Genomic DNA, 23545 nt, shown 5'->3' with positions numbered 1-23545 from the left:
GGCCGACAGGCTCACCCACGCCCGAGGCGCTCCGCGATCAGATCAGCCAGCTTGCGGGCGACGTCGTCCTTGCTCATTTCCGGCCATTCTTCGACGCCCCCCACCGACACGATGCGCACGAGATTGCGGTCTCCGCCCATCACGCCCGAAGCGTTGACGCCGCTGTCATGCGACACGTCGTTGGCAACGATCAGGTCGGCGCCCTTCCTTGCAAGCTTGCTGCGCGCATTCTCGACAAGGTCGCCGGTTTCGGCGGCAAAACCGATCACCAGGGCAGGGCGGTTCTCGTGGTGTCCGACGGTGGCGAGGATGTCGGGGTTCTCGACCATCTGCAGCGCGGGCGGCCCCTTGCCTTCCTGCTTTTTCATCTTCTGCCCTGCCTCGCCCTCGGTGCGCCAGTCGGCGACCGCCGCGACGAAGACGCCGGCATCGGCGGGCAGGGATGCAAGCACGGCGTCCTTCATCTGGCGCGCGGTCTCCACCCGCATGACCGTCACGCCTGCGGGGTCGGCTATCGCCACCGGTCCTGCAATGAGACGGACATCGGCACCAAGCCTCGCAAGCGCCTCGGCGATCGCGTGGCCCTGCTTTCCCGACGAACGATTGGCGATGTAGCGCACCGGGTCGATCGGCTCGTGGGTCGGCCCGGAGGTCACCACGACTTTCTTGCCTGCGAGCGGTTTCGGCTTCCCGTCGAGAAGGGTTTCGACCGCCGCAACGATTTCCAACGGCTCGGCCATGCGGCCATCGCCAGCCTCTCCGCTTTCCGCCATCTCGCCCTTGCCGGGTCCGACGAAATGGATGCCTTCGCGCTTCAGCGTTTCATGGTTGCGCCGCGTGGCGGCGTGGGCCCACATGCGCGGGTTCATCGCCGGCGCCACAAGCACCGGCTTGTCGGTCGCCATCAGCGTCGTCGAGGCGAGGTCGTCGGCAAGCCCGTTGGCCATCTTGCCCATCAGGTCGGCGGTGGCCGGCGCGACGACGACGAGGTCCGCCTCGCGCGACAGCCTGATATGCCCGACATCATGCTCGTCCTGCCGGTCGAAAAGGTCGGTGAAGACGTGGTCGGCAGACAGGGCTCCGACGGACAGCGGCGTGATGAATTCCTGCGCGCCCTTCGTCATCACGCAGCGCACGGCAGCTCCGCGCTCGCGAAGCCTGCGGATCAGGTCGAGGCATTTATAGGCCGCGATGCCGCCGCCGATGATGAGCAGGACGCGTTTACCGGAAAGGGTCATGCGGTCTCCCAGGGATTGATCACCGTGACACCGCACTCCGTGAAATCGTCGACGTTGCGGGTGACGATGGAAAAACCGCGGGACCGGGTGATCGCGGCAATCTGCGCATCGAACTCCCCGATGCGCCTGCCCGTCGATCTTCGATACACCACGATCTCCACGAAATGCTCAGCCTCAAGAGCGCCAAACGGGAGAACAGGTGTAATCAGGCGATCCTCGTAGAACGTCTTGATCGCCGAGGCTAGGCCATCTCTTCTCCGACCCGCCGCCATCAATTCGACTCCCAGAAGACATTCGGCTTTCGTGATCGCGGTTACGAAGAGATCTTCAGGAAATTGACTCACATACCAATCGACGACAGCAGGGGCAGGGCTTGGCCGAAACAATTCGGATACGACGTTGGTGTCCAATACCAGCATGTCTACTCGAACACGGGCGGGTCACGCATATCCTTGGAACGTTCGGGAATGTCCAAGTCAAATCCCCCGTAAGGTTCGACCAGTTCACGGATGGATTCGTAGAAGTTCCGCCCCGGCCTCTCGTCGCTGCGTTCTTTCGGGTGGCTTGAAAGTACGGCGTTCTTCAGAATGGTGCGGACTTCCTGTTCCATCGAAACGCCATGCCTGGCAGCACGCAGCCGCAAGGCCTGCTTGGTTTCATCGTCGATGTTCCTGATCGTCAGCGCAGCCAAAAGCGTTTCCTTTGCCCACATAAGCTAGTGAGTGCTAGCACTGCTGTCAATGCTATCACGCCATCTGCCACGCGATCCAGACCAGCGTTGCAGCGATCACCCACAGCGCGATGCGGCCGGAGCGCGTGTGGCGCGCCTCCGCCCGGCCGATCTTGTGCGCGGTTTCGTCGTCGAAGCGCAGCCCGTTCTCGGCCATGGCATCGATCTCGCGTGACAGGCGCTCGGTGCGCGCAGCCAGTTCCGGTGCCTGGCGCGCCAGCGACACCATGGCGCCCAGCCCCTCGCGCGCGTCGTCCAGCATACCGCGCGGGCCGAGATTGGCCCTGATCCAGTCGCCCACCACCGGCTCGGCCGTCCGCCACATGTTGAAGGCCGGGTCGAGCGTGCGCGCCACGCCCTCGACCACCACCATGGTCTTTTGCAGCAGCACCAGTTCGGTGCGCGTCTGCATGTCGAACAGTTCTGTCACCTCGAACAGAAGCGTCAACAGGCGCGCCATCGAGATCGTCTCTGCTGGCTGGCCGTGAATGGGCTCGCCGATGGCCCGGATGGCCTGCGCGAAGGCATGCACGTCATGGGTGCGCGGCACATAGCCGGCCTCGAAATGCACTTCGGCCACGCGCAGGTAATCGCGCGTGATGAAGCCGTAGAGAATCTCGGCAAGGAACCGCCGCTCCTTCTTGCCGAGGCGTCCCGCGATGCCGAGATCGACGGCAACGATCGTGCCGTCGGCTTCGACGAAGAGATTGCCGGGATGCATGTCGGCGTGGAAGAAGCCGTCGCGCAGCGTATGGCGCAGGAAGGACTGGATGAGCGTCGCCGCCAATTGCGCGAGATCGTGCCCGGCAGCGCGCAACCCGTCGATGTCGTTCATCTTGACGCCGGCGATCCACTCCATGGTGATGACGTCGCGGCCGGTGCGCTCCCAATCCACCCATGGGACGCGGAAGCCCGGGTCGCCCTTGGTGTTCTCCGCAAGCTCGGAGATCGCCGCCGCCTCCAGCCGCAAGTCCATCTCGATCTTTGTCGTCTGGGCGAGGGTCTTCGTCACCTCGACCGGCTTCAGCCTGCGGGAGGAGCGAACGAACTGTTCCTGCAGCCGCGCCGCGAGGAAGAAGCTTTCGAGGTCGTTGTAGAAGCGCCGCCGGACACCGGGGCGGATGACCTTGACCGCGACGTCTTCCAGGATCCCGTCGCGGATCATCGTGGCCGGATGCACCTGCGCGATCGAAGCCGCTGCGATCGGCTCCTCGAACGTCTCGTAAAGTTCGGTCACCGGCCTGCCGAGCGATTCTTCGATTTCCGCCACCGCAAGCGCGGTGGGAAATGTCTCCATCCGGTCCTGCAGGTTGGCAAGGTCGAGGGCGATATCGGTACCCACGACGTCCGGCCGGGTCGCGAGGAACTGGCCGAGCTTGACGTAGGAGGGGCCGAGCCGGTTGATCGCGCGCGTCATGCGTTGGCTGCGCTCACGGCTCCGGGTGGTGCGCCGGGCAAGGAGTTTCGCGATGCCCCATGCCGTGCGGGGCGGTCCGGTGAGCTGGTCGCCCGGCAGCGCGCCGACCACGCCCTCGCGGGTCATGATCCAGCCGGCGCGGACCAGCCGGAACCAGGCGGCTACTGTGCTCATGCGAGGTGCCGCCTCACAGCTTCCAGCCGGAATGCAGCGCCGCTATGCCGCCGGAGTAGTTGCGCCAGGTCACGCGGTCGAAGCCCGCCCTGCCGATCATGGCGCCGAAATTCTGCTGGTTCGGAAACCGGGCGATCGATTCGACGAGATACCGGTATGGCTCTCCGTCGCCGGCGACGAATTCGCCGATCCGGGGGATCGCGTTGAACGACCAGGCCTCGTAGACCTTGTCGAGCAGCGGCATCTCAACCTCGGAGAATTCCAGCACGAGCAGCCTGCCGCCCGGCTTCAGCACGCGATAGGCCTCTGACAGGGCCACCTCGATGCGCGGCACGTTGCGGATGCCGAAGGCGATCGTATAGGCATCGAAGGTCCGGTCCTCGAACGGCAGTTCTTCGGCGTTGGCCTCCACGAAGTCGACATGGGCGGCAAGCCCGCGCTTCTCGGCGCGTTCGCGGCCCACGGCGAGCATCGAGCCGTTGATGTCGAGCACGGTGGCATGGGCGTTGTCGCGCGAAGCCTCGACTATGCGGAAGGCCACGTCACCGGTCCCACCTGCCACGTCCAGAACGCGCCAGCCCGGCCTCTTCGGCGGATTGAGCCAGGCGACCATGGCGTCTTTCCACAGCCGGTGCAGCCCGCCCGACATCAGGTCGTTCATCAGGTCATAGCGGTTGGCGACCTTGTGAAAGACCTCGTTCACGAGCCCCTGCTTCTCACCCGCGCCGACTTCGCGAAAGCCGTAGGCCGTCTCCATGCCGCCCGTGGCGGTGGTGCGCTGTTCCGACATGCTGTTCATCCATTCATTTTCGGGCCGGACCATAGCCGATCCCGACCGTGGGCGCTATTGTCCCCGCCGCGATGATAGGCCGCGCCCGGCGGCGGCGAACGGGAGACGGGGAATGGTGCTGAAGGCGGAATTGCATTGTCACATAGAAGGAGCGGCCGCGCCGGAACTGGTCGTCGAGCAGGCCCGCAAGTATAATCGGTCCGTCGAACCGTTCATTCGCGATGGCTCCTTTGTCTGGGATGACTTCACCTCATTCCTTCAGGCCTATGATTTCGCCGCCGACCTGTTTCGCTCGGAAGATGACTATGCGCGGCTTGCCGACCATTATCTGACGAGCCTTGCGCGCGATGGTGCCATCTATTCCGAGGTGTTCACCTCCCCGGATCACGCGGTGAAGGCTGGCCTGTCTCCGAAGGCCTATACCGAGGCGCTGGGCGAGGGCATGGCGCGCGCGAAGGCCAAGACCGGCATTGAAGGCCGCATGATCGTCACGGGCGTACGTCACGTCGGCGTGGAATCGATAGAGAAGGCTGCGCGCTTTGCCGCCACGTGCGGCCATCCGCTCGTCACCGGCTTCGGTGTTGCCGGCGACGAGCGGATCGGCTCCATGGAAGACTATGTCCGTGCCTTCGAGATCGCGCGAGAGGCGGGCCTCGGCATTACCGTCCATGCCGGCGAATTCGGGGGTGCCGACAGCGTGCGCGACGCGCTGGACCATGTCAGGCCGTCACGGATCGGCCACGGCGTGAGGGCGATCGAGGATCCTGATCTCGTCAGGCGCATCGCCGACCAGGGGGTGGTGCTGGAAGTGTGCCCCGTCTCCAACATCGAGTTAAAGGTGTTCCCGGATTTCGCCGCGCACCCGTTCCTCGCCCTTCGGAAGGCTGGTTGCAAGGTGACGCTCAACTCCGATGACCCGCCCTATTTCTGGACGACGCTCAAGCGCGAATATGATGTCGCCGCCGAGCATTTCGGCCTGACGCGCAAGGACCTCGCGGCAATCACGCGCACGGCGATCGAGGCGGCTTTCGTGGACCGCAAGACCCGCGCGGCGCTGCTTGCCCGGCTCGATGCTGCACCGAAAGCCTGAACTCAGTCCTGGTAGACCTCTCCGGGATAGGCGCCCCATATCTGCGTCTGGCTCAGCCAGCCGCTGTGGCCCGAGAAGGTCATCTCGCACCATTGCCCGTTGCAGGTCTTGATCGTCCCGATCACGCCGGGCTCCAGCTTGGCGACGATGCGCGAGGTGGTGTCGGGCTCTGCGCGCAGCAGAAGCTCCGCCTCCTTGCCGCGTTGCCACGGTGCGGCGATCGCAGTCCTGCGGCCGGAAAGCAGCGACTGGTTGATCCAGCCCTCCGCTCCCTCCGCGTCGCGAACGCGGCGCCAGTTGTCATATTCCTGGATGATCTCCATCGGCACGCCCGACTTCAGATACAGCCAGTCGACGGGATAGTTCAGGCCCGGACCGATGCGCAGATTGACGCGGCCGGACTTGAGGCTGACATAGCGTGGCAGCGGGAGCCCGCTCGGGCCGACTGCCGCGCTTTGGGCCCATGCGATGGATGAAGGTGTGGATATGCCGGCCGCCGCGACGCCGAGGACGGCCAGTGCGCCGGAAATGATCACGCGAAACATTGCGCGAAGTGACATGTCTTTGACTCACACTCTCTGGACGTGGCGGCCGCATGGGGCACGCCGAACCCTTTTCCTTTGTCATCGACAGGGTGGATTGATACACAGGATCGAAGCCACGACCCTGCCGACGCCAATTCCAAGTGTCGCCAATCTTGGTTAAAGAGGTCTCAACAAGGCCCGGATTCGAGGAAGCAATGGCTGGCAGGAAAAAGCCTCTCGTCGTGATTACGCGCAAGCTGCCGGACGCGATCGAGACTCGAATGAGGGAGCTGTTCGACGCCCGCCTCAACGTCGAAGACGTCGCCATGACGCAGCCTGCACTGGTCGCCGCAGTGCGCGAAGCCGACGTGCTGGTTCCGACCGTCACCGACAAGATCGACGCCGCGCTGATCGCCCAGGCCGGCCCCAACCTCAAGCTCATCGCCAATTTCGGCAATGGGGTGGACAACATCGACGTCGCGGCGGCGGCGGCGAAGGGCATCGTCGTGACCAACACGCCGAACGTGCTCACCGAGGACACCGCCGACATGACCATGGCGCTGATGCTGGCCGTGCCGCGCCGCCTGACGGAAGGCGCCGCCGTTCTCAAGGGAGACGGCAAGTGGGGTGGCTGGTCGCCGACCTGGATGCTGGGCCACCGCATCTGGGGAAAGCGGCTGGGTATCGTCGGAATGGGGCGCATCGGCACGGCGGTTGCCCGTCGCGCCAAGGCATTCGGGCTCTCCATCCACTACCACAATCGCCAGCGCGTCGCGCCGGCCACCGAGGACGCGCTGGAAGCGACCTATTGGGAGAGCCTCGACCAGATGCTCGCCCGCATGGACATCATTTCCGTCAACTGTCCGTCGACGCCGGCTACCTTCCACTTGCTGTCGGCGCGGAGGCTGGCACTGCTGCAGCCCTCCGCCTATCTGGTGAACACCGCGCGCGGCGACATCATCGACGAGGACGCCCTGGTGAAGATGCTCGAGACCGGCAAGCTCGCGGGCGCCGGCCTGGATGTGTTCGAGCACGAACCGGCCGTCAGCCCCAAGCTTCTCAAGCTGGCGGCCAAGGGCAAGGTGCTGATCCTGCCGCATATGGGTTCGGCCACCATCGAAGGCCGCGTCGACATGGGCGAGAAGGTCATCATCAACATCCGCACATTCTTCGATGGCCACCGGCCGCCAGATCGGGTCCTCCCCTCGCGGGTGTGAGCCGGCGGAGGCGGTTCCTCCACCGATCGCTTTTAACTGGCGTTCCGGCATGGATCCCCGGGTCAAGCTCGGGGATGACGATTGGGATTGTGGATTTATGTCAATCGCCAGCACTGGTGATTTCCATATAACCCTCGTCATCCTCGGCATCCGGAGCGAAGCGGAGGAGTGTCGGGGATCCATGCCTGAACCTTGACGACGAATTCAACGGCGCCGATGAGCGATCACAGGACCTGCTCATCGCCCACTCAGTTGACGATCACCACGGTCCCATCCGTGCCCACGTGCACGCGGCTTCCCGCATAGGAACCGAAGGTTTCACGATCGAGCCGCATCGCCACCGGTGTTGCCCAGCCCATCTCCCTGGCGACGACGAGGCCGAGGAGAAGGATGGCATCGGGTTCGTGCAGCACGAGGGCCGCCGGCGCCTTGCCGGCATGGACCAGCTCCAGCAGCACCGCCGAGGCTGACGACGAGCCGATGGTGCCGGGCAGGAAGAGCACGTGGCCGGCGATGCACTGGCCGTGCTCGGGATGCCGAACGTCGGCGATGCGTCCGGTGGCCGGTTCCACGCCACCCCAGAAGCTGATCGGCGCGGTCAGCACGAGCGCCTCGCCGGTTCCTGCTTCACCTTCGACGAGCACATCCGCCTTCATCGTGGAATTTCCGTAAGCATAGGCTTACCCAATGCCGCGCTGTTCACGCATTCCTCCAGCGAGCCGTAAAGCACGGCATAGCCGGTATTGCCGGGAGCATATTGCGCGAACTTGCCGGAATTTGTCATCAGCACACCACCATCGAGGTCGGGAAGGATGGGCGTGACGACCACGCATGTGTCGGCGACCAGAACGACGCCGGCATTCTCCAGTGCCGTGCGGCGCAGCGCGTTGAGTCCGGCCAGCACGTGACGGCCTGTGCAGGCATAAAGCGGTACAGCGAGCTTGCGGCCCGCAATGAGCGCTTCGAGCCTGGCCAGTTCGTCGGCGGACAGATGCGGGCTGCCGATGGCGACGGCGTCGATGCGCGCCGGCCTCTCGGCTGTGGAAAGCCGCGCCTTTGCATCGGCGAACATCGCTGGCGTCACGGCGATGACCTCGTCCGGTTCCGCGCCGCCAAGTGCCGAGCCGAGGTCCGGCGCTTCCGGAGTCACGCCGGCGATATGGAACAGTCCAACCGCGCCCGTCGAGGCGGCAGCCGCGCCGAAAGCCTTGAGCGAGTCTTCTCCCGGCTGCACATCGATCCCCGATACGACGCCGACCGCCTCGCCGACTTGGCGTCCATACAGGCTGCCCAGAACCGGCCAGGCGATTTCCGCGCCAAGAAGCCAGGAGGGAAGGGCGGAGACATCGAACACCACCCGCGCGAGGCGATTTTCTGGCTGGTGCAATCCGTAATCCGGCGCCCGCCCGGCGATGGCGCAGGCGATGTCGAGGAAATCGCCATAGCGGTTGGTGCGCGCGCCCAGCACCGAATTGCAGAACACCACGGCGTTGGATTCGCCCCAGGCGACGTCGCTGCCCTTTTCCGGGCGATGTCCCGCCTGATACGGCGCGCAGGTCCACGTCGCCTCGCAACCAAGCGTCCGGTAGGCCTCCATCATCCGGCGCGCCATTCCGCGCGCTGGCTCCTCGAGCCTCACGCGTGAACATCCCATCAGGTCCAATGCCCCGACGTTCAGTGTCGAACGCACCACGACCCTCGCGCCGCCCGCGACGAGCTTCTCGGCGAAATGGGTGCCGGAATCGCCATGATAGAGCGCGCCGTCGATATGCGCCGACTGTATCGGTATGAGCCGGTCGGCGCCCATCAGGCGGGCGGCGTCGGCGACGATACGCATTGCCATTGCTGCGCCGTCGTTGCCAGCGGCTGTCGCGCGTTCCTCCGCTGTCAGTGCCAGGCTCATGAAAGCGCCTTGCGCAAGGTGATCGAGGTCGGGCGATCATAGCCGTCATGCGCCGTGCGCGCTGTCTCCACGAAGCCCATCCTGGCGAACGCCGACTGGTTGCCGGTCAGTTCGACACGTGTCTGCAGCTCGATGACCGGCTTGCCGGCTGCCAGCGCGATCCGCTCGGCCTCAGCCATCAGCATTTTGCCGATGCCGGCGCCCTGGCGTGCTGGATCGACGGCCAGTTTGCCGAGGTAGAAATGGTCGCTGCTCTCGGAAAGAAAGACACAACCGACGATGGCCCCTGCATCCAGCGCGACCGTCGCGATCTCGCCTGCGCACTTGTTCCGCAGGCTCTCGACCGTCAGCCGCTTGGCCGATGACGGAGGATCGATCACGCCATCCATATAGGCGAACGCGCGCAAAACGAGTGCGAGCAATTCAGCCATGCGGTCGAAGTCCGCATCGACGCGCTGCAGCGCTATCTGTGTCTTGGTAAGCAAAGACTAACCTTGTGCCTTGTAACGCACCGTTTCGAAATTCGCGCCGAGCCCGTCATACATCAGCAGCCGTCCCACCAGCGGCTCGCCGATGCCGGTGATCAGCTTGATCGCTTCCATCGCCTGCAGCGTGCCGATCACGCCGACCAGCGCACCCAGCACGCCCGCCTCCGCGCAGGACGGCACCAAGTCGCGCGGCGGCGGCTCCGGGAAAAGGTCGCGATAGGAGGGATTGCGGCGTCCCTCTGCATCCGTCTCGAACGGTTTCAGCACAGTGACCGAGCCGTCGAAGCGGCCGACGGCTCCGGTCACCAATGGCTTGCCGCCCTGCGCGCATGCGTCGGCCACGGCATAGCGGGTGTCGAAATTGTCGGAACCGTCGATCACGAGATCGTAGGCGGCGACGAGCGTGGCCACATTGTCGAGCGTCAGCCGCATCTTGTGGCCCTCGACGCTCACATGCGGATTGATGCGCGCCAGCGTACCCCGGGCGCTGTCCACCTTCGGGCGGTCAACGCTGTCGGTATCGTGGATCACCTGGCGCTGCAGGTTGGAGAGCGAGACGATGTCGTCGTCGACGATCCCCAGCGTGCCGACGCCCGCCGCCGCCAGATAATGCAGCACAGGTGCGCCGAGGCCGCCGGCCCCGATCACCAGCACACGTGCGCGCTTGAGTTTCTGTTGGCCCGGCCCGCCGACTTCGGCGAGCACGATATGGCGCGCGTAGCGCTCGAGTTCTTCCGGGGAGAGGGGCTGCGTCTGGTCCATGCCGACGAGCATAAGCTCACGCGCGACGCTTGTCAGCGTGTCAGGCTGAGTGAACCGCTCCGCCTGACACGCTGAAGAACTGCGCGCGTCCCTCGAGGCTTGAAAAGAGGGAAGCGTCCGTACCGGTCATGAATGCCTGGCAGTTCAAGTCGTCGAGGATGGAAAACAGTGCGGCGCGACGACCGGCATCCAGATGCGCCGCGATCTCGTCGAGCAGCAGGATGGGGGCCGCTCCAGACAGTTCGGTCACCAGCCTCGCATGGGAAAGCACAAGCCCGGTCAAGAGCGCCTTCTGCTCTCCCGTTGAGCACAACGCCGCCTGCATGTCCTTGGGCCGGTGTCGCACCAGCAGGTCCGAGCGGTGCGGGCCCTCGAGCGTCCGGCCCGCCGCCCTGTCGCGATATCGGTTGTCCGCCAGCGCCCGCCGGAAACCTTCTTCCACATCCACCGCCGCCTGAGCGCCCAGCGCCTCCTCCAGCGTGCCGGCAAGCGCGATATCGGCCTTTGGAAACGGGCTGTCGTCGGGCAGCCGCTCGACCATGGCGGAAAGCAGGCGGACGATCTCGACCCGCGCTGCGGCGATGGCCGTGCCGGTTTCGGCCATCTGCACCTCGATGGCCTCGAACCACGCGTCATCGCGAGCCTGCTCGGCCAGCAGCCGGTTGCGCCCGCGCATCGCCTTCTCGTAATCGAGCGCCCGCCTGCCATGCGTGGGATCGATCGCCAGAACCAGCCTGTCGATGAAGCGGCGACGTTCGGCCGTCGGGCCGGTGAACAGCGAATCCATCGCCGGCACCAGCCAGATCACGCGCAGCCATTCCAGCATGTCGTCGGCCGAGCGTGCGGTTGCGCCGTTGATGCGAACCTTGCGGCCGGAGCCTTCCCCCGCCATCGCGCGGTCGAACAGCGTTCCCGTGCCGATCTCCACCTCCCCGAACGCGCCTTCGACGCGGCCATGAACCGCGAAGCCGCCTTGCGCGCCTGCGCGCGCGACGTCCTCATGGGCCGCGCGGCGCAGCCCCCGGCCTGGCGAAAAGAAGGAGATGGCTTCCAGCAGGTTTGTCTTGCCGGCGCCGTTGTCGCCTGTTAGCACGACCGCGCCGGGCGCGAAGTCCAGCGCCAGGCTTGCATAGTTGCGGAAATCCGTCAGCAGAAGCCGTGAAACGTGCGTCTGCGCCATCGCGTCATCCGGCCGCCCGTCGTGCCTAGACACGCATCGGCATCAGCACGTAGAGCGCGTGCTCGTCGGCCACGTCATGGATCAGCGTCGGAGAACCGGCATCCGCCAGCATGAAGCGCGCCTCGCTGCCCGAAAGCTGGGCTGCGACATCGAGCAGATATTTTGCGTTGAAGCCGATCTCGATCGGATCGGAATCGTAATCCGCCGCGATCTCTTCCGTCGCGCTGCCCGAATCCGGGTTGTTGACGGTCAGCGTCACCTGGCCCGATGCGATCGCCAGCTTCACCGCGCGGCCGCGCTCCGACGAGATCGTCGATACGCGGTCCACCGCCTGGGCGAAGCTCTGCCGGTCGATGACCAGCTTCTTGTCGTTGCCGGTGGGGATCACGCGCTGGTAGTCGGGGAACGTGCCATCGATCAGCTTCGATGTCAGGACGACGCTGCCGATCGTGAAGCGGATCTTGGTGTCCGACAGCTCGGTCGTCACCGCGACTTCCGGGTTGTCGACCAGCTTCTGCAGTTCGCTCACCGTCTTGCGCGGAATGATGATGCCCGGCATGCCCTCCGAACCTGCGGGCGCCTCCATCTCGGCGCGCGCCAGCCTATGGCCATCGGTGGCCACCGAGCGCAGCTTCAGCTTGCCGCCTTCCTCGTGGGTGTGGAAGTAGATGCCGTTCAGGTAGTAGCGTGTTTCCTCGGTGGAGATGGCGAACTGGGTCTTCTCGATCAGCCCGCGCAACGCCTCGGAATCCATCCGGAAGATGTGGCTGAACGACCCCGCTGTCAGTTCGGGGAAATCCGCTTGCGGCAGGCACTGGAGGCGGAAGGACGAGCGGCCGGAAATGACCGACATCGCATTGCCGCTCTCGTCCATCTTCAGCATCACCTCCGCCCCGTCGGGCAGCTTGCGCACGATGTCGTAGAGCAGGTGCGCCGGAACCGTGGTGGCGCCCGCCTGCTCGATATTGGCGGCCGTCGCCTCGGTGATCTCGAGGTCCAGATCCGTCGCCTTCATTTCGAGGCTGGCGCCGGAGGCCGAAAGCATCACGTTCGACAGAATCGGAATCGTGTTGCGACGTTCCACCACGCGGTGCACGTGGTTCAGCGACTTGAGGAGATTTGAGCGTTCGAGGGTTACACGCATGACACGCAGGCTCTCGCAGGCAGAAAATTTCGGAATGGCGCTGCCAAGCGGTCCCCGAACGGGCGTTGGCGGGCGCGTAAATGGAAATAGACCCTGAAGGCAAATGCCGCGAAACGCAAGTGCGGGCAACCTTTGCAAGCCGCCCGCATCCGCTTTTCCGAAGGAAAATCAGCCCTGTCCGGTTCAGGCCTGTTCGGCGATCAGGCGCTTCAGCAGTTCGATTTCCTGAGCCATCGTGTTGTCGGAATCCGACAGCCCCTCGATCTTGCGCACCGCATGCAGGACCGTCGTGTGATCGCGTCCGCCAAACCGGCGTCCGATCTCCGGCAGCGATCGTGGCGTCATCACCTTGGCGAGGTACATCGCCACCTGGCGCGGCTTGACGATCGTGCGTGTGCGCCTGTTCGACAGCAGTTCCGTCTTCGACACATTGTAGTGGCGCGCGACGATCCGCTGGATGTCCTCGATGCGCACCCGCTTCGGTTCGCCGGTGCTGTAGATGTTGCCCAGCACCTCCTTCACCCAGTCGATCGACATTTCCGGTTCGAACGTCTGGCGGAAAAGGATCTGGTTGAACGCGCCTTCGAGCTCCCGACCGCTGCCCGTCACCGTCTGGGCGATGTGGGAGAGGATTTCCTCGGGAATGCTCAGGGCCGGCATGTCGACCATTGCCGCTGCATAACGCTGGCGCAGGATGCAAAGGCGCATGTCGTAGTCGGGCGAGGCCATTTCGAGCGCCACGCCGCCATTGAGGCGTGAGCGTACGCGTGGTTCGAGCGACTCCAGCTCCGATGGTGGACGGTCCGCTGCCACGACGACCTGCTTGGCGCTGTCCAGCAGCATGTTGATCAGGTGGCAGAACTCGTGCTGGATCGACTTGCCCTGCAGGAACTGCATGTCGTCGATGATCAGAAGGTCGATGTCGCGAAGCTGCTCCTTCAGGTGCAGCGCATAATTGTCGCGGATCGCGGTCGCGAAGCGCCACATGAAATATTCGGCGGTCAGGTAGACGACGCGGGCGTTGGGCTTCAGCCGGATCGCTTCTGCCGCGATCGCCTGCAGCAGGTGCGTCTTGCCGAGGCCGACAGAGGCGTGGATGAACAGCGGGTTGAAGCGAAGCGCGCTGGCCGAGGCTTCCGCCACCGACTTGGCGGCCGCGAAGGCGACGCGATTGGACGACCCCTCTATGAAGGAATCGAACGTGTACCGGCTGTCCAGCGGCGAGCCGAGCACGGCCTGTCTGCCCTGTCGGTCGGGTGCCGCGGTATGGGCGGATGCGCCGGCTTCGAGGCGAGGCGTGTTTGCCGACGGCGCGCTGGTCGTCGCGGGCCGTTGAGCCTTCTTCGCCGCGCTACGGTCGTCTTCCACGGGAATGAGAATTCCGCGGGTCGCCGAGCGCACGACGATTTCGACCTTCAGCGTTGCCGGTTCGGCCTGCTTCCACAGTTCGCTGATCACGTCGAGATAGTGGTTGTTGATCCACTGGCGCAGGAAGGCGGTGGGAACGGAAAGCCGCACCATGCCGCGGGACGCTTCCGCCAGTTTCATCCGCCCGAACCAGCTTGAATAGACATCGTTACCGAGTCTGGCTTTCAGTTGGGCCTTAACGCGCTCGAAATTTGCGTCCGACCCGCCTGATGATGCCATGACCGTTTCCTCGACCTGTGTTGCTGGGACAAATGAAACCGATCCGGCTCCCGTTTCTTCGATGCCGCTCTGCATGCTTGAAATTTCCCTGTGTAATTGCCGCCCCGCGTCGCTGTCGTTCTTGTCCGCATCCGACTTGACGACGCATTGTTTGTATTCGCCGTTCCTCGTAGTTCCTGTCGGCTCGCCGTCTCCTTGTGTTCGTCGCGCAACGCTGCTCTGCGTCGACCCCTCGCAGGTCAACGCAATTCCGCCCCCAGGAGATGCTCCTGGAGCCAAAAGTCCCGCAACGCTGCAATCCCCTGTCCGCGAAAAGGCACGTCTTCGGCCCGCGCGGATGTGAATCCGCGCCGTTCGATCGCCGCTGTCTGGCTGGATCGGCTAGGCTATCGCCCCGCCTTTTCGATGTCCGGACACTACCGAAAACGGTGTCTGGAGGGCAATAGACAGGTAAGGAATTTTTCATGATTCGGTGCCGAGATTCAGCTTGACTCGGAGGCTCCAGAGAATCGTTTTTTCCCAAACCGTTGTGATTCAAAACAATTCGACAACGGGCCGCTCAAGCCAATTTTTGCCACAAAAAATGCTTGACTCTCGGGCCTTTCGGAGAGACTCGGCGCCAGCCTCGCAGGGGCGCGGCAACCCTCCGCAATCCGCTGTTTTAGAACGGTATTTTTTGCAGACTCGGCGGCTGATCAAGGCGCGAGGTGAACTGCCGGGCAGGTGCAGGCCTGATGTGCCGGCAAAGCTAGTCAAATGACCTTGCTGCCCAAGATACAGTCACATGAGGGTAGCGGGCAAACGAAAAAAGCCTGGCGCATGCGCCAGGCTTTCCATTCCATCGATGCAGGCTAATTCAGGCGTTCAGCGACTTGAGGCGCTGGGCAAGGCGAGAAACCTTGCGCGATGCCGTATTGCGGTGAAAGACGCCCTTGGAGGCAGCGCGCATCAGCTCCGGCTGTGCGGCCGTGAAGGCGGCCTGCGCGGCGTCCTTGTCTCCGGCTGCCAGCGCCTCTTCGACCTTGCGCAAGAAGGTGCGCACGCGCGAGCGGCGGTTCTTGTTGACCGCGGTGCGGCGGGCGATTTTGCGCGTAGCCTTTTTGGCCGAAGGCGTATTGGCCATGATGTCTCTCTCTCACTATGTCAGCTTGGCGACCGGCAGACCTTTCCCGAAAGCGGGAATGCGGCCAGGCGCAATAATCAAAAGGGGCAGCCTCAGGCCACCCAGTCGGGGCGGCTTATAGCTAAGCTTTCTCGGCGCGTCAACGCTTCATGCGACTCGTGCTGCAGCGATTTCAGCGGTTGCGGAACGCCGCCGGCCGCTTTTCCATGAAGGCGGTCATCCCCTCCTTCTGGTCGTCGAGCGCGAACATCGAATGGAACACCCTGCGCTCGAAGCGCAGCCCCTCGGAAAGCGTGGTCTCATAGGCCCGGTTGACCGCCTCCTTGTTCATCATCACCGAAGGCAACGAGAAGGACGCGATCTTGTCGGCGGCCTTGATCACCTCATCGAGCAGGTCGGCGGCAGGCACCACGCGCGACACGAGGCCCGACCGCTCCGCTTCTGCGGCGTCCATCATTCGCCCGGTCAGGCACATGTCCATGGCCTTCGACTTGCCGACGAAGCGTGTGAGGCGCTGCGAGCCCCCCATGCCCGGCATGACGCCCAAGCTGATTTCCGGCTGGCCGAACTTGGCGTTGTCGCCGGCGATGATGAAGTCGCACATCATGGCGAGTTCGCAGCCGCCGCCCAGCGCGTAGCCCGAAACCGCCGCGATGATGGGCTTGCGCACGCGCAGCATCGCATCCCAGCCGGCGAAGAAGTCGGCCATGTACATGTCGATGTAGGACTTCTCGCTCATCTCCTTGATGTCGGCTCCGGCCGCGAAAGCCTTTTCCGAGCCGGTCAGGACGATGGCGCCCACCGCGTCATCCGCGTCGAACGTCTGCAATGCGGAGAGCACGTCCGCCTGCACCTGGGAATTGAGCGCATTCAGTGCCTTTGGGCGGTTGAGGGTTATCAGCCCCACCTTGCCGCGGGTTTCCACGAGGATCGTTTCATAGGACATTGGTCTCTCCCTTTGGCGCTTGCAGATTGAGCCCCATAGCTAACGCTGGCAGGCCGGGCAATAGAATGTCGAGCGGCCGCTCTGGACGATGCGCGACACCGTCCCGCCGCAGCCGGGCCGGGGGCATGGTTGCCCTTCGCGATCGTAGACGCTGAAGGAATGCTGGAAATAGCCAAGCGAACCGTCCGCCTGGGCGTGGTCGCGCAGCGATGATCCGCCTGCGGCGATCGCGTCGGCGATGACCTCGCGAATGGCGCCGGCGAGTCTGTCGCACCGCAGGTTGGACCGCCCGGGCGCCGGCGCGATCGATCCGGCCGTCCGCCGAGGCGACAGGCCGGCCCGCCACAGCGCTTCGCACACATAGATGTTGCCGAGGCCGGCGATCAGCCGCTGGTCGAGCAGCGCCGCCTTGAGCGGTGCGCGTCTGCCGCGAAAGAGATCGCCCAGCAGCCGGCCATCCAGTGCGTTGCCCGTCGGCTCTATGCCGAGCCCGGCAAGCGATGCATGTTCGTGCAGCGTCGCGGCATCGGCAAACAGCATGAAGCCGAAGCGCCGTGGATCGTTGAAGACGACGCGGTGCTCGCCGCCCGTGCGGTCGAGCAGGTGAAACACCACATGGTCGTGGGCTTCGTTGCGCGAGCGCTCGTGGTGGAATTGGCCCGGCATCGCCTGTGTGCCGCCGCTCAGGATGCGGAACGAACCGGACATGCCGAGATGGCAGATCAGCACCGGGTCGCGGTCGAGGTGCATGGTCAGGTATTTCGCCCGTCGCCCCAGCGAGACCACGGAGCGATCCGTCAGCCTTTCGGCGAACGCAGCCGGGAAGGGGAAGCGCAGATCCGCGCGTCGCTGCTCGACACGCACGATGCGCGAGCCTTCGAAGACCGGCTGCAGCCCGCGCCTGACGGTTTCGACCTCCGGTAGCTCAGGCATCCGCGGCAAGCTGCCTGCGGAACGATGTCCCGTGCCGACCTGGCGCTATGCCCAGATGCTCTGCGACGGTCTCGCCAATATCGGCGAAGCTCTGCCGTACCCCGACCGGCCCGACCTTGAGCCCCGGACCGGTCCCGATCACGGGCACACGCTCGCGCGTGTGGTCGGTGCCTTTCCAGGTCGGGTCGCATCCGTGGTCGGCTGTGAGCATCAGCATGTCGCCCTCGCGCAGCTTCGCCAATGCCTCGGGCAGCCTGGCGTCGAACGCTTCCAGTGCGGCCGCGTATCCCGCGACGTCGCGCCGATGGCCGAAATTCGTGTCGAAGTCGACAAAATTGGCGAAGACGAAGTCCCCCGCGCCGGCATCGTCCATCGCCGTCAGTGCCGCGTCGAACATCGCCATGTTGTTGGGCGCCTTGCGCAGGTTGGAGATTCCGCGATGCGCGAAGATGTCGCCGATCTTGCCGACAGCGAGCACCTGGTGCCCGGCCTCCGTCAGCCTGTCGAGCAGCGTCGCTTCAGGCGGCGGCGTGGCGAAGTCCTTGCGATTGGGCGTCCGCTCGAACGTGTCCACCGTCTCGCCGATGAATGGCCGCGCGATCACCCTGCCGACATTGAGCGGGTCGGCAAGGCGTCGGCCGATGCGGCAAAGCTCATACAGCCGTTCGAGCCCGAAATCCGTCTCGTGGGCGGCGATCTGGATGACCGAGTCGGCGGAGGTGTAGCAAATCGGCTTGCCGGTGCGCACATGCTCCTCGCCAAAGCGCTCGATCACCTCGACGCCGGATGCATGGCAGTTTGCCAGAATCCCCGGCAGTCCAGCCTCTCGGATCAGCGCCTGCGTGAACGCGGCGGGGAAGGCCGGCTGCGTATCGGGAAAATAGCCCCACTCGAAATCGACCGGCAGGCCGGCGATCTCCCAATGGCCCGATGGCGTATCCTTGCCGCTCGACGTTTCCGTTGCAGCACCGAAGAAACCCGTCACGGCGCCGTGAGGCATTGCTCTCCCGGTCGCCAGCGCGCCGGCATGCCACAGCCCCAGGGAGCGCATGTTCGGCAGGTGCAGCCGTCCCGCCCGCAGCCCGGCCCTGTCGCCATTGCCGCGTGCGCATTCGGCGTCGATGTGCCCGAACGTGTCGGCGCCCTCGTCGCCGAACCGCGCGGCATCCGGAGCGCCCCCTATGCCGAAGGAATCGAGCACGAACAGGAATGCGCGAGCCATGTAACGATGGACCTTTCACCAGAAATCTTGAGCAGAGATAGGCGCGCGTGGCCATCTTGGCAATTCGGAAACCCCGCGATGCCAGAATGCATGCCTGCACCAACACGGAAGGCGCGCCACGTGACTTGCTTGCGCAACTGGACCAAACGGCTCTCCCTGGCCTCGGCGCTTGTCCTCGCTGGCATCGGCAGCGTCGCGGCGAACGATGATACCGGACAAGCCCAGCAACCCTTTCGCATCGGCATGGTGGTTGGCGACACGCCCGTGGTTGAAGGCCTCTCGGCCATCCAGGCCATGTTCTCGCAAGCGCTCGGTCTGCCGGTGGAGGTCGTCGCAGCGCGCGACTATGAAGCGCTCATCCACGGCCAGATCGGCGGCCGGCTCGACTACGCCATCTACAGCGCGGCAGCCTACGCCGCCGCATCGATCCGCTGCGAATGCCTCGAACCCGTCGTGTCTCCAGTCGATTCCACGGGCGCGATCGGCCTGCGCTCCATTCTTCTTCTCAGGCCGGGCGCGCCGCCCGAAAGGATCGCGACCGGTCCGCGCGACAGTCTGGCAGCCACGCTCGCGCCCATGGCTCTGTGGCCGGGCGACGGCGCGGCCGGCGGGCGCGAGGCGCTCATTCAAACCGAGAGCCTGGCCGAAGCCGAGACGATGTTCGTCAAAGGCGGTGTCGATGCGTTCTTTGGCTGGATGCCCGCTTGGCCCGATGGTGGCCAAGCGCTCGTGGGCGGAACGCCCGAGCGTCTCGAGGCAGCCGGGCTGGAGGCCGACGATTACGAGATCGGTTGGCGCTCGGACATCCTGCGCTACGGGCCGCATGCCGTACGCTCGGACATCGCACCCGAGCGCCTGGATCTGCTGAGGCGGCTGCTCGTCGAGATTGGCGGGCGGGACCCGGACATGCCGGCCTATCTGGCAAATCACTATGGTGGCGGCTTCGTTGCCGCCGCACAGGGCGATTACGCGGCAGTGATCGAGGCGGTGGCTGCCCTGTCCGGACGCGATGCGGGGGAGTGAACTGCTAGCAGCCCTTGCATTCGATCCGTTCCGTCATGCGAGGACGCAGGTAATATGTTTCCTTCATGCCGATCCCATCGAACGCGGCAGCAAAACCCAGTGCAGCCTCCTTCTTTGCTGACCATGTGATCACGGGTTCGTAGTCAAGTTCGCTGGTGACGCGAATGAGGAACGTGTTCCTGATTTTCAGCGTGTCGGGCACGGAGGTGATCGTATCCTTCGCTGGTCCTTCGCCGAAGCTGGTCCCGGTCATCTTGCGCGACCACTGTACCTCTGCGTCAGGGTTGTTCTCGTCGGTGAGATAGATGGCCGTGACAGTGATCGTCGGCTCCGAGCGATTGTAGGGTTGCAGGATCACGCTGCCGATCTTCATGATCGCTTCCAACTCATCCTTCGGCACTTCGCTGGACTGTTGCGTGACCAGGTCGGCCACCATCGAGCCGACACGACTGACCTTCCTGTTGGTCTCGATGGCCTGCGAGACTTCCATCGTCACGAAATAGAGGCTCAGCAGCACCGGTGCGATGAAGGCGAACTCCACGGCGGCCACACCGCGCCGATCGCTCGCCAGAGCACGCACTGCGCGCGCCGCACTGCGTAGCCGGCCCTGCACTTCATCTACCAAAGTTTTCATCGAATTATGCCCCCGCCGGTAGTGTTCAATCGTCGAACGGCTCGTTCTGCCAGGTGACGCTTGCAAAATGCAGCGTCTTGCCATCCGGCAGATTGGCCATCGATCTACGCATGAAATCGGTGATCACCGGCCAGCGATAGAACAGGCGAAGCTGGTTTTTGGAGCCCGACAGGCCGATCTCGATCGAAAAGTCAGACGTGTCGATGTCGCCGGTCGACGTGTACTCGATCCGTTGTTTCGCGGCGTCCTCGAAGGAATCGTATTCCTTCAGGTCGATTTCCAAGCCAGGGCAGCCCGTTGAGACAACGATCTGCAGCCGGTTGCAGATCCTTTCCTCCAGATCTTCGGGATCCAGCGTTGCGGCCCTGATCTGCCCCGTGCGCATTTCCCGGGCGATGTCGTCGGTCACGTTCGACAGCACCTGCTGTGCAGCGAACGAGATGCAGCTTTCGAGTATCGCGAAGACGAGCATGGAAAAGGGCAGGGCAAGCGCGGCGAATTCGATCGCGATGCTGCCTTTCGAATTGCGCGAAAACCGTCGAAGCAGACCCTTTCGACGCGTAGCGCGCGCCTTTTGGGGATCGTCCGTAGTCAAGTCCGTCATGTCCTCATCCCGTCAATGGAATGTCATGGCGGACTGTATAGCGGAGATGGGTTGCGTTCCGGTTTTGCGGGTCTTTCGAATTGCAGCTATCGGGTTAAGTTGTCGTCAACCATTTGGAGAACGACGTTACTGCCCGGCGCTCAGTTCGCCTTCGGAGCGCTGCTCCGCTTCGCTCTTGAAGGAGCTCTCGCAATAAGGCGTGCATGACAGTGTCTGCACGTCCGACCGGCGATAGATGCGCACCGAATTGCTGAAATGACGCGAGACGACGATCTGCTCGTCGACAATCGGCACGCCGTCGGCATCGAGGATGACGAGATTGGTGACGCCGAAGTCACGCCCTGTCAGCACAATGGTCGACGGATCCTGCACCGCCGCGTCGGCAATCTCGGAATTGCCGATCACGATCGTGTCCGCCGGCCGCGCCAGCTTGACGATCTTCGCCTGGTTCATCAGCACCTGGATGGGTTCGGCCGCAAGCGCGACGTTGGACGTCGCGGCAAGCAGCGCCAATGCCGCCGTTGCAAAACGAGTGAGGCGACGCGCCTTCATGCGAACTCTCCAGCTTTTGTACAGTTGAAAGGAAGATGAACGAGATTGGTGAACCAAGGGTTAAGTGGGATCCGCCCGCCAGCCTCAGCGACTGCGGAGTACCAGTTGGCTAGGGCTGGCGGCCACCTGCGGGACAGACTGTCTGGAAAGACGCATCGCGACGGCGAACACCAGCATGCCGGCGGGAATGTCGATCACATGGTGCCCGCCATGAACGAGGACGCCCGGCAGCACGAGAAGGTTGACCGCGAGAAACAGGGGAAACAGCCAGGCGACGCGACGCGAATAGACGACCGCCGCCATTGCCAGCACGATGTGAAATGACGGGAAGGCAATGAGGCCCCGTATCTCGTCGGGCGACAAGATTGTGGCGCCCTCGGCAAACAGGCGTGCGATTTCACGTCCGTAAGCGGCCTCGACCACCGGTGGGGCATGTCCCGCCATAGCGGGAAGCTCGTAAAGGGCACTTGGCCCGAGCGAAGGGACCACACCCCAGATCACGATCGTCATCGTGCCCGCAAGCGTGACCGTCGTCGTCAGCCCGTACATCTCGCGCGTTCTTCCCGACAGACCAAGAGCGATGAGCAGGCAGGCAATCTGCGGCAGCGTCGAAAGATAGGCATATCGCATGGCTTCGTAGACGATCGGATTGGCGGCGTTCGCCCTTACGAAGTCGGGCCAGTGATAACCGAACAGCAGCAGGTCGATCTCGGCCAGGTAGACATCGATCGTCGGCGCCCAATGGGGCATGAGCAGATAGTTGAAAAGCGAAAGCGACAGCGTGAAGAGAATGAACCAGCCCGCGCAGATGGCGGTCGAGCCGATCCGTTGGTCTCGTCCGGAACGACGATAGATCATCCCTACCGTGATCAGGAGCAGGCCCGTACCGACAGCGCTCCCATAGGCGGGAACGTCGACCGCTATTCCCTTTATCATGATCAGAGCCATGCAAAGAACTATCGTCGCCAGCGTGATCCGTTGGACGAGGCGTTCGGCTTGCAGGAACGTATTCTGTTCAGACATGCGCGATATATCGCTGGAAATTGCTGAAAAACGATGAAAGCCGGCCTTGTCAGTTCGGTGGGACATGGCGCCTGCCTAGGGCGATTTGTCGTTCGAAGTTTAGTTTCCAGATTAGGCTGCCATTAACCTTGCGCAATGCGCTGACTGCGTAAGATGTCGGTAAGAATGTTTCTTAAGCCGATCGCAACGGCTGGGGCCTAGTGTGCACTCCATCCGATCGACACAGCAGAAACGTTGACGGAAGTGCTGTAATCACATGGAGTAAGGAGCTCTCACATGGCTAAGATTTTTGCGCGCTTTGCGAAAGACGAGTCTGGCGCGACCGCTATCGAATACGGCCTCATCGCCGCCCTCATCGCCCTCGCAATCGTTGTCGGCGCCGGCCAGCTCGGCACTGCGCTGAACACGCAGTTCACCGACATCGGGACGTGCCTTGGCGATCCGAACGCTACCAACTGCTGATATTTTTCAGCAGTTTGACGTCCAGATCTGGCTGCCCTCGGGCAGCCATTTCTGTTTTAGCCTTCATCAAAGCTTAAGCGCCGCCGGCATAGATTTTCCGGCGGTCTCGCATGCCACAGGGTATCCCGATGCTTGAAGCGCTGATTTTCGTTGTCTTCCCCTTCTGCATGGTTTTCGCCGCCGTTTCCGACATTCTGTCGATGACGATCGCCAACCGGGTGTCGCTGTTGCTTGTGGCAACGTTCGCGGCCGTGGCGCCGTTCACCGGCATGGATTGGGCGATCTATGGATGGCATTTCGCCGTGGCGGCGATGGTCCTCGCCATCACGTTCTCACTGTTTGCCATCGGCGTCATGGGCGGTGGCGACGCCAAGCTTCTCGCGGCCACCGCGCTGTGGATGGGCTATTCGGTCGAGCTGATGCAGTATCTCGTCTACGCGTCGCTGCTGGGCGGGCTGATGACGCTGCTGATCGTCCTCTACCGGGCGTCGGCCCTGTCGGCCTTCACCGGCGGCAACATGTTCCTGCGCCACTTCGCCAACACCAAGGCGGGAATCCCTTACGGTGTGGCGCTCGGCATCAGCGGCCTGATCGTCTATCCCTCGACGACCTTGATGCAATGGGCACTGGAGCGCCTCGTCGCACTTTAAGGAAGCATCGGTGCTGCCCTGGAACCCGGTTGCTTAAACTTTAAATTAATCACGATTGTAAGTGCTCCA

The 23545-nt window shown here is 63.7% G+C and carries 26 protein-coding genes; 5 read left to right on the top strand and 21 right to left on the bottom strand.

All coding sequences use genetic code 11. The annotated features are described in order from the left end of the window. Positions 1-11 precede the first annotated feature (11 nt). From coaBC to ubiE, 5 genes are read right to left on the bottom strand one after another with little or no spacing between them, the layout of a single operon-like run. Positions 12-1238, bottom strand: coding sequence for a bifunctional phosphopantothenoylcysteine decarboxylase/phosphopantothenate--cysteine ligase CoaBC (coaBC, locus tag AAFN84_RS10105; RefSeq protein ID WP_347514426.1), 1227 nt, complete (start codon positions 1236-1238; stop codon positions 12-14). After that, a complete protein-coding gene (locus tag AAFN84_RS10100; RefSeq protein WP_347514425.1) occupies positions 1235-1657 on the bottom strand; it encodes a type II toxin-antitoxin system VapC family toxin in 423 nt (140 codons plus the stop codon). The genes coaBC and AAFN84_RS10100 overlap by 4 nt, the downstream gene beginning before the upstream one ends. Positions 1658-1659: 2 nt before the next feature. Continuing rightward, a complete protein-coding gene (locus AAFN84_RS10095) occupies positions 1660-1929 on the bottom strand; it encodes a plasmid stabilization protein (protein WP_347514424.1) in 270 nt (89 codons plus the stop codon). A gap of 55 nt (positions 1930-1984) precedes the next feature. Next, positions 1985-3559 carry a 2-polyprenylphenol 6-hydroxylase gene (gene ubiB, locus AAFN84_RS10090; protein ID WP_347514423.1) on the bottom strand — a complete coding sequence of 525 codons (1575 nt, stop codon included), beginning with the start codon at positions 3557-3559 and terminating at the stop codon, positions 1985-1987. Between the two features lie 13 nt (positions 3560-3572). Continuing rightward, positions 3573-4349 carry a bifunctional demethylmenaquinone methyltransferase/2-methoxy-6-polyprenyl-1,4-benzoquinol methylase UbiE gene (ubiE, locus tag AAFN84_RS10085; RefSeq protein WP_347514422.1) on the bottom strand — a complete coding sequence of 259 codons (777 nt, stop codon included), beginning with the start codon at positions 4347-4349 and terminating at the stop codon, positions 3573-3575. A gap of 112 nt (positions 4350-4461) precedes the next feature. Here ubiE and AAFN84_RS10080 point away from each other — a divergent pair, with 112 nt between their 5' ends. After that, entirely contained in the window at positions 4462-5439 is a 978-nt protein-coding gene (locus tag AAFN84_RS10080) for an adenosine deaminase (RefSeq protein WP_347514421.1), read from the top strand. Positions 5440-5441: 2 nt separating this feature from the next. Here the strand turns inward: AAFN84_RS10080 and AAFN84_RS10075 are convergent, their stop codons facing one another. Beyond that, positions 5442-5999, bottom strand: coding sequence for an SH3 domain-containing protein (locus AAFN84_RS10075; RefSeq protein ID WP_347514420.1), 558 nt, complete (start codon positions 5997-5999; stop codon positions 5442-5444). A 179-nt stretch (positions 6000-6178) separates the two neighbouring features. Between AAFN84_RS10075 and AAFN84_RS10070 the strand changes: the two genes are divergently transcribed. After that, positions 6179-7180 carry a D-glycerate dehydrogenase gene (locus tag AAFN84_RS10070; protein WP_347514419.1) on the top strand — a complete coding sequence of 334 codons (1002 nt, stop codon included), beginning with the start codon at positions 6179-6181 and terminating at the stop codon, positions 7178-7180. Between the two features lie 248 nt (positions 7181-7428). On the opposite strand, the gene AAFN84_RS10065 is transcribed toward AAFN84_RS10070, so the two are convergent. The 11 genes from AAFN84_RS10065 to AAFN84_RS10015 form a co-directional block, all read right to left on the bottom strand. Further along, complete coding sequence (locus tag AAFN84_RS10065) at positions 7429-7836, bottom strand: DUF126 domain-containing protein (RefSeq protein WP_347514418.1); 408 nt, start codon at positions 7834-7836, stop codon at positions 7429-7431. Further along, positions 7833-9083, bottom strand: a complete 1251-nt coding sequence (locus AAFN84_RS10060) for an aconitase X catalytic domain-containing protein (protein WP_347514417.1) — start codon at positions 9081-9083, stop codon at positions 7833-7835. The genes AAFN84_RS10065 and AAFN84_RS10060 overlap by 4 nt, the downstream gene beginning before the upstream one ends. Further along, entirely contained in the window at positions 9080-9568 is a 489-nt protein-coding gene (locus AAFN84_RS10055; protein WP_347514416.1) for a GNAT family N-acetyltransferase, read from the bottom strand. Before AAFN84_RS10055 ends, AAFN84_RS10060 begins: the two co-directional genes overlap by 4 nt. Positions 9569-9571: 3 nt before the next feature. Continuing rightward, positions 9572-10333 (bottom strand): molybdopterin-synthase adenylyltransferase MoeB, encoded by a 762-nt coding sequence (locus AAFN84_RS10050; protein WP_347514415.1) that lies wholly within the window; start codon positions 10331-10333, stop codon positions 9572-9574. A 40-nt stretch (positions 10334-10373) separates the two neighbouring features. After that, positions 10374-11513, bottom strand: coding sequence for a DNA replication/repair protein RecF (recF, locus tag AAFN84_RS10045; RefSeq protein ID WP_347514414.1), 1140 nt, complete (start codon positions 11511-11513; stop codon positions 10374-10376). Between the two features lie 25 nt (positions 11514-11538). Then, complete coding sequence (gene dnaN / locus AAFN84_RS10040) at positions 11539-12657, bottom strand: DNA polymerase III subunit beta (protein ID WP_347514413.1); 1119 nt, start codon at positions 12655-12657, stop codon at positions 11539-11541. A gap of 183 nt (positions 12658-12840) precedes the next feature. After that, positions 12841-14379, bottom strand: coding sequence for a chromosomal replication initiator protein DnaA (dnaA, locus tag AAFN84_RS10035; RefSeq protein ID WP_347514412.1), 1539 nt, complete (start codon positions 14377-14379; stop codon positions 12841-12843). 781 nt (positions 14380-15160) lie between these two features. After that, on the bottom strand, positions 15161-15427 hold the full coding sequence (gene rpsT, locus AAFN84_RS10030) for a 30S ribosomal protein S20 (RefSeq protein ID WP_347514411.1): 267 nt from the start codon (positions 15425-15427) through the stop codon (positions 15161-15163). 172 nt (positions 15428-15599) lie between these two features. Further along, the gene (locus AAFN84_RS10025) at positions 15600-16373 is read right to left on the bottom strand and encodes an enoyl-CoA hydratase (RefSeq protein ID WP_347514410.1); all 774 of its coding nucleotides are present in this window, start codon (positions 16371-16373) and stop codon (positions 15600-15602) included. A 39-nt stretch (positions 16374-16412) separates the two neighbouring features. Further along, on the bottom strand, positions 16413-17306 hold the full coding sequence (mutM, locus tag AAFN84_RS10020) for a bifunctional DNA-formamidopyrimidine glycosylase/DNA-(apurinic or apyrimidinic site) lyase (protein WP_347514409.1): 894 nt from the start codon (positions 17304-17306) through the stop codon (positions 16413-16415). Further along, entirely contained in the window at positions 17299-18528 is a 1230-nt protein-coding gene (locus AAFN84_RS10015; RefSeq protein WP_347514408.1) for a phosphopentomutase, read from the bottom strand. The genes mutM and AAFN84_RS10015 overlap by 8 nt, the downstream gene beginning before the upstream one ends. Before the next feature lie 120 nt (positions 18529-18648). On the opposite strand from AAFN84_RS10015, the gene AAFN84_RS10010 reads away from it, so the two are divergent. Next, on the top strand, positions 18649-19551 hold the full coding sequence (locus AAFN84_RS10010; protein ID WP_347514407.1) for a PhnD/SsuA/transferrin family substrate-binding protein: 903 nt from the start codon (positions 18649-18651) through the stop codon (positions 19549-19551). Between the two features lie 4 nt (positions 19552-19555). Here the strand turns inward: AAFN84_RS10010 and AAFN84_RS10005 are convergent, their stop codons facing one another. The 4 genes from AAFN84_RS10005 to AAFN84_RS09990 all read right to left on the bottom strand — a co-directional run bounded on the left by AAFN84_RS10005 (position 19556) and on the right by AAFN84_RS09990 (position 22364). Continuing rightward, positions 19556-20185, bottom strand: a complete 630-nt coding sequence (locus AAFN84_RS10005; protein WP_347514406.1) for a TadE/TadG family type IV pilus assembly protein — start codon at positions 20183-20185, stop codon at positions 19556-19558. A gap of 25 nt (positions 20186-20210) precedes the next feature. Next, positions 20211-20789 carry a TadE/TadG family type IV pilus assembly protein gene (locus AAFN84_RS10000; RefSeq protein WP_347514405.1) on the bottom strand — a complete coding sequence of 193 codons (579 nt, stop codon included), beginning with the start codon at positions 20787-20789 and terminating at the stop codon, positions 20211-20213. Positions 20790-20915: 126 nt separating this feature from the next. Further along, on the bottom strand, positions 20916-21341 hold the full coding sequence (locus AAFN84_RS09995) for a pilus assembly protein N-terminal domain-containing protein (protein ID WP_347514404.1): 426 nt from the start codon (positions 21339-21341) through the stop codon (positions 20916-20918). 84 nt (positions 21342-21425) lie between these two features. Beyond that, entirely contained in the window at positions 21426-22364 is a 939-nt protein-coding gene (locus tag AAFN84_RS09990; protein WP_347514403.1) for a phosphatase PAP2 family protein, read from the bottom strand. 276 nt (positions 22365-22640) lie between these two features. On the opposite strand from AAFN84_RS09990, the gene AAFN84_RS09985 reads away from it, so the two are divergent. Both AAFN84_RS09985 and AAFN84_RS09980 read left to right on the top strand, forming a co-directional pair. Next, positions 22641-22826: a Flp family type IVb pilin gene (locus AAFN84_RS09985; RefSeq protein ID WP_347514402.1), complete on the top strand. Its 186-nt coding sequence runs from the start codon at positions 22641-22643 to the stop codon at positions 22824-22826. A 128-nt stretch (positions 22827-22954) separates the two neighbouring features. Further along, positions 22955-23476 carry a prepilin peptidase gene (locus AAFN84_RS09980; RefSeq protein WP_347515100.1) on the top strand — a complete coding sequence of 174 codons (522 nt, stop codon included), beginning with the start codon at positions 22955-22957 and terminating at the stop codon, positions 23474-23476. Positions 23477-23545 lie beyond the last annotated feature (69 nt).

The sequence above is a fragment of the Mesorhizobium sp. CAU 1741 genome (assembly GCF_039839275.1).
Classification (GTDB): Bacteria; Pseudomonadota; Alphaproteobacteria; order Rhizobiales; family Rhizobiaceae; genus Aerobium.
The sequence above is the reverse complement of the archived record's forward strand: the minus strand, read 5'-3'. Positions and strand labels throughout refer to the sequence as shown.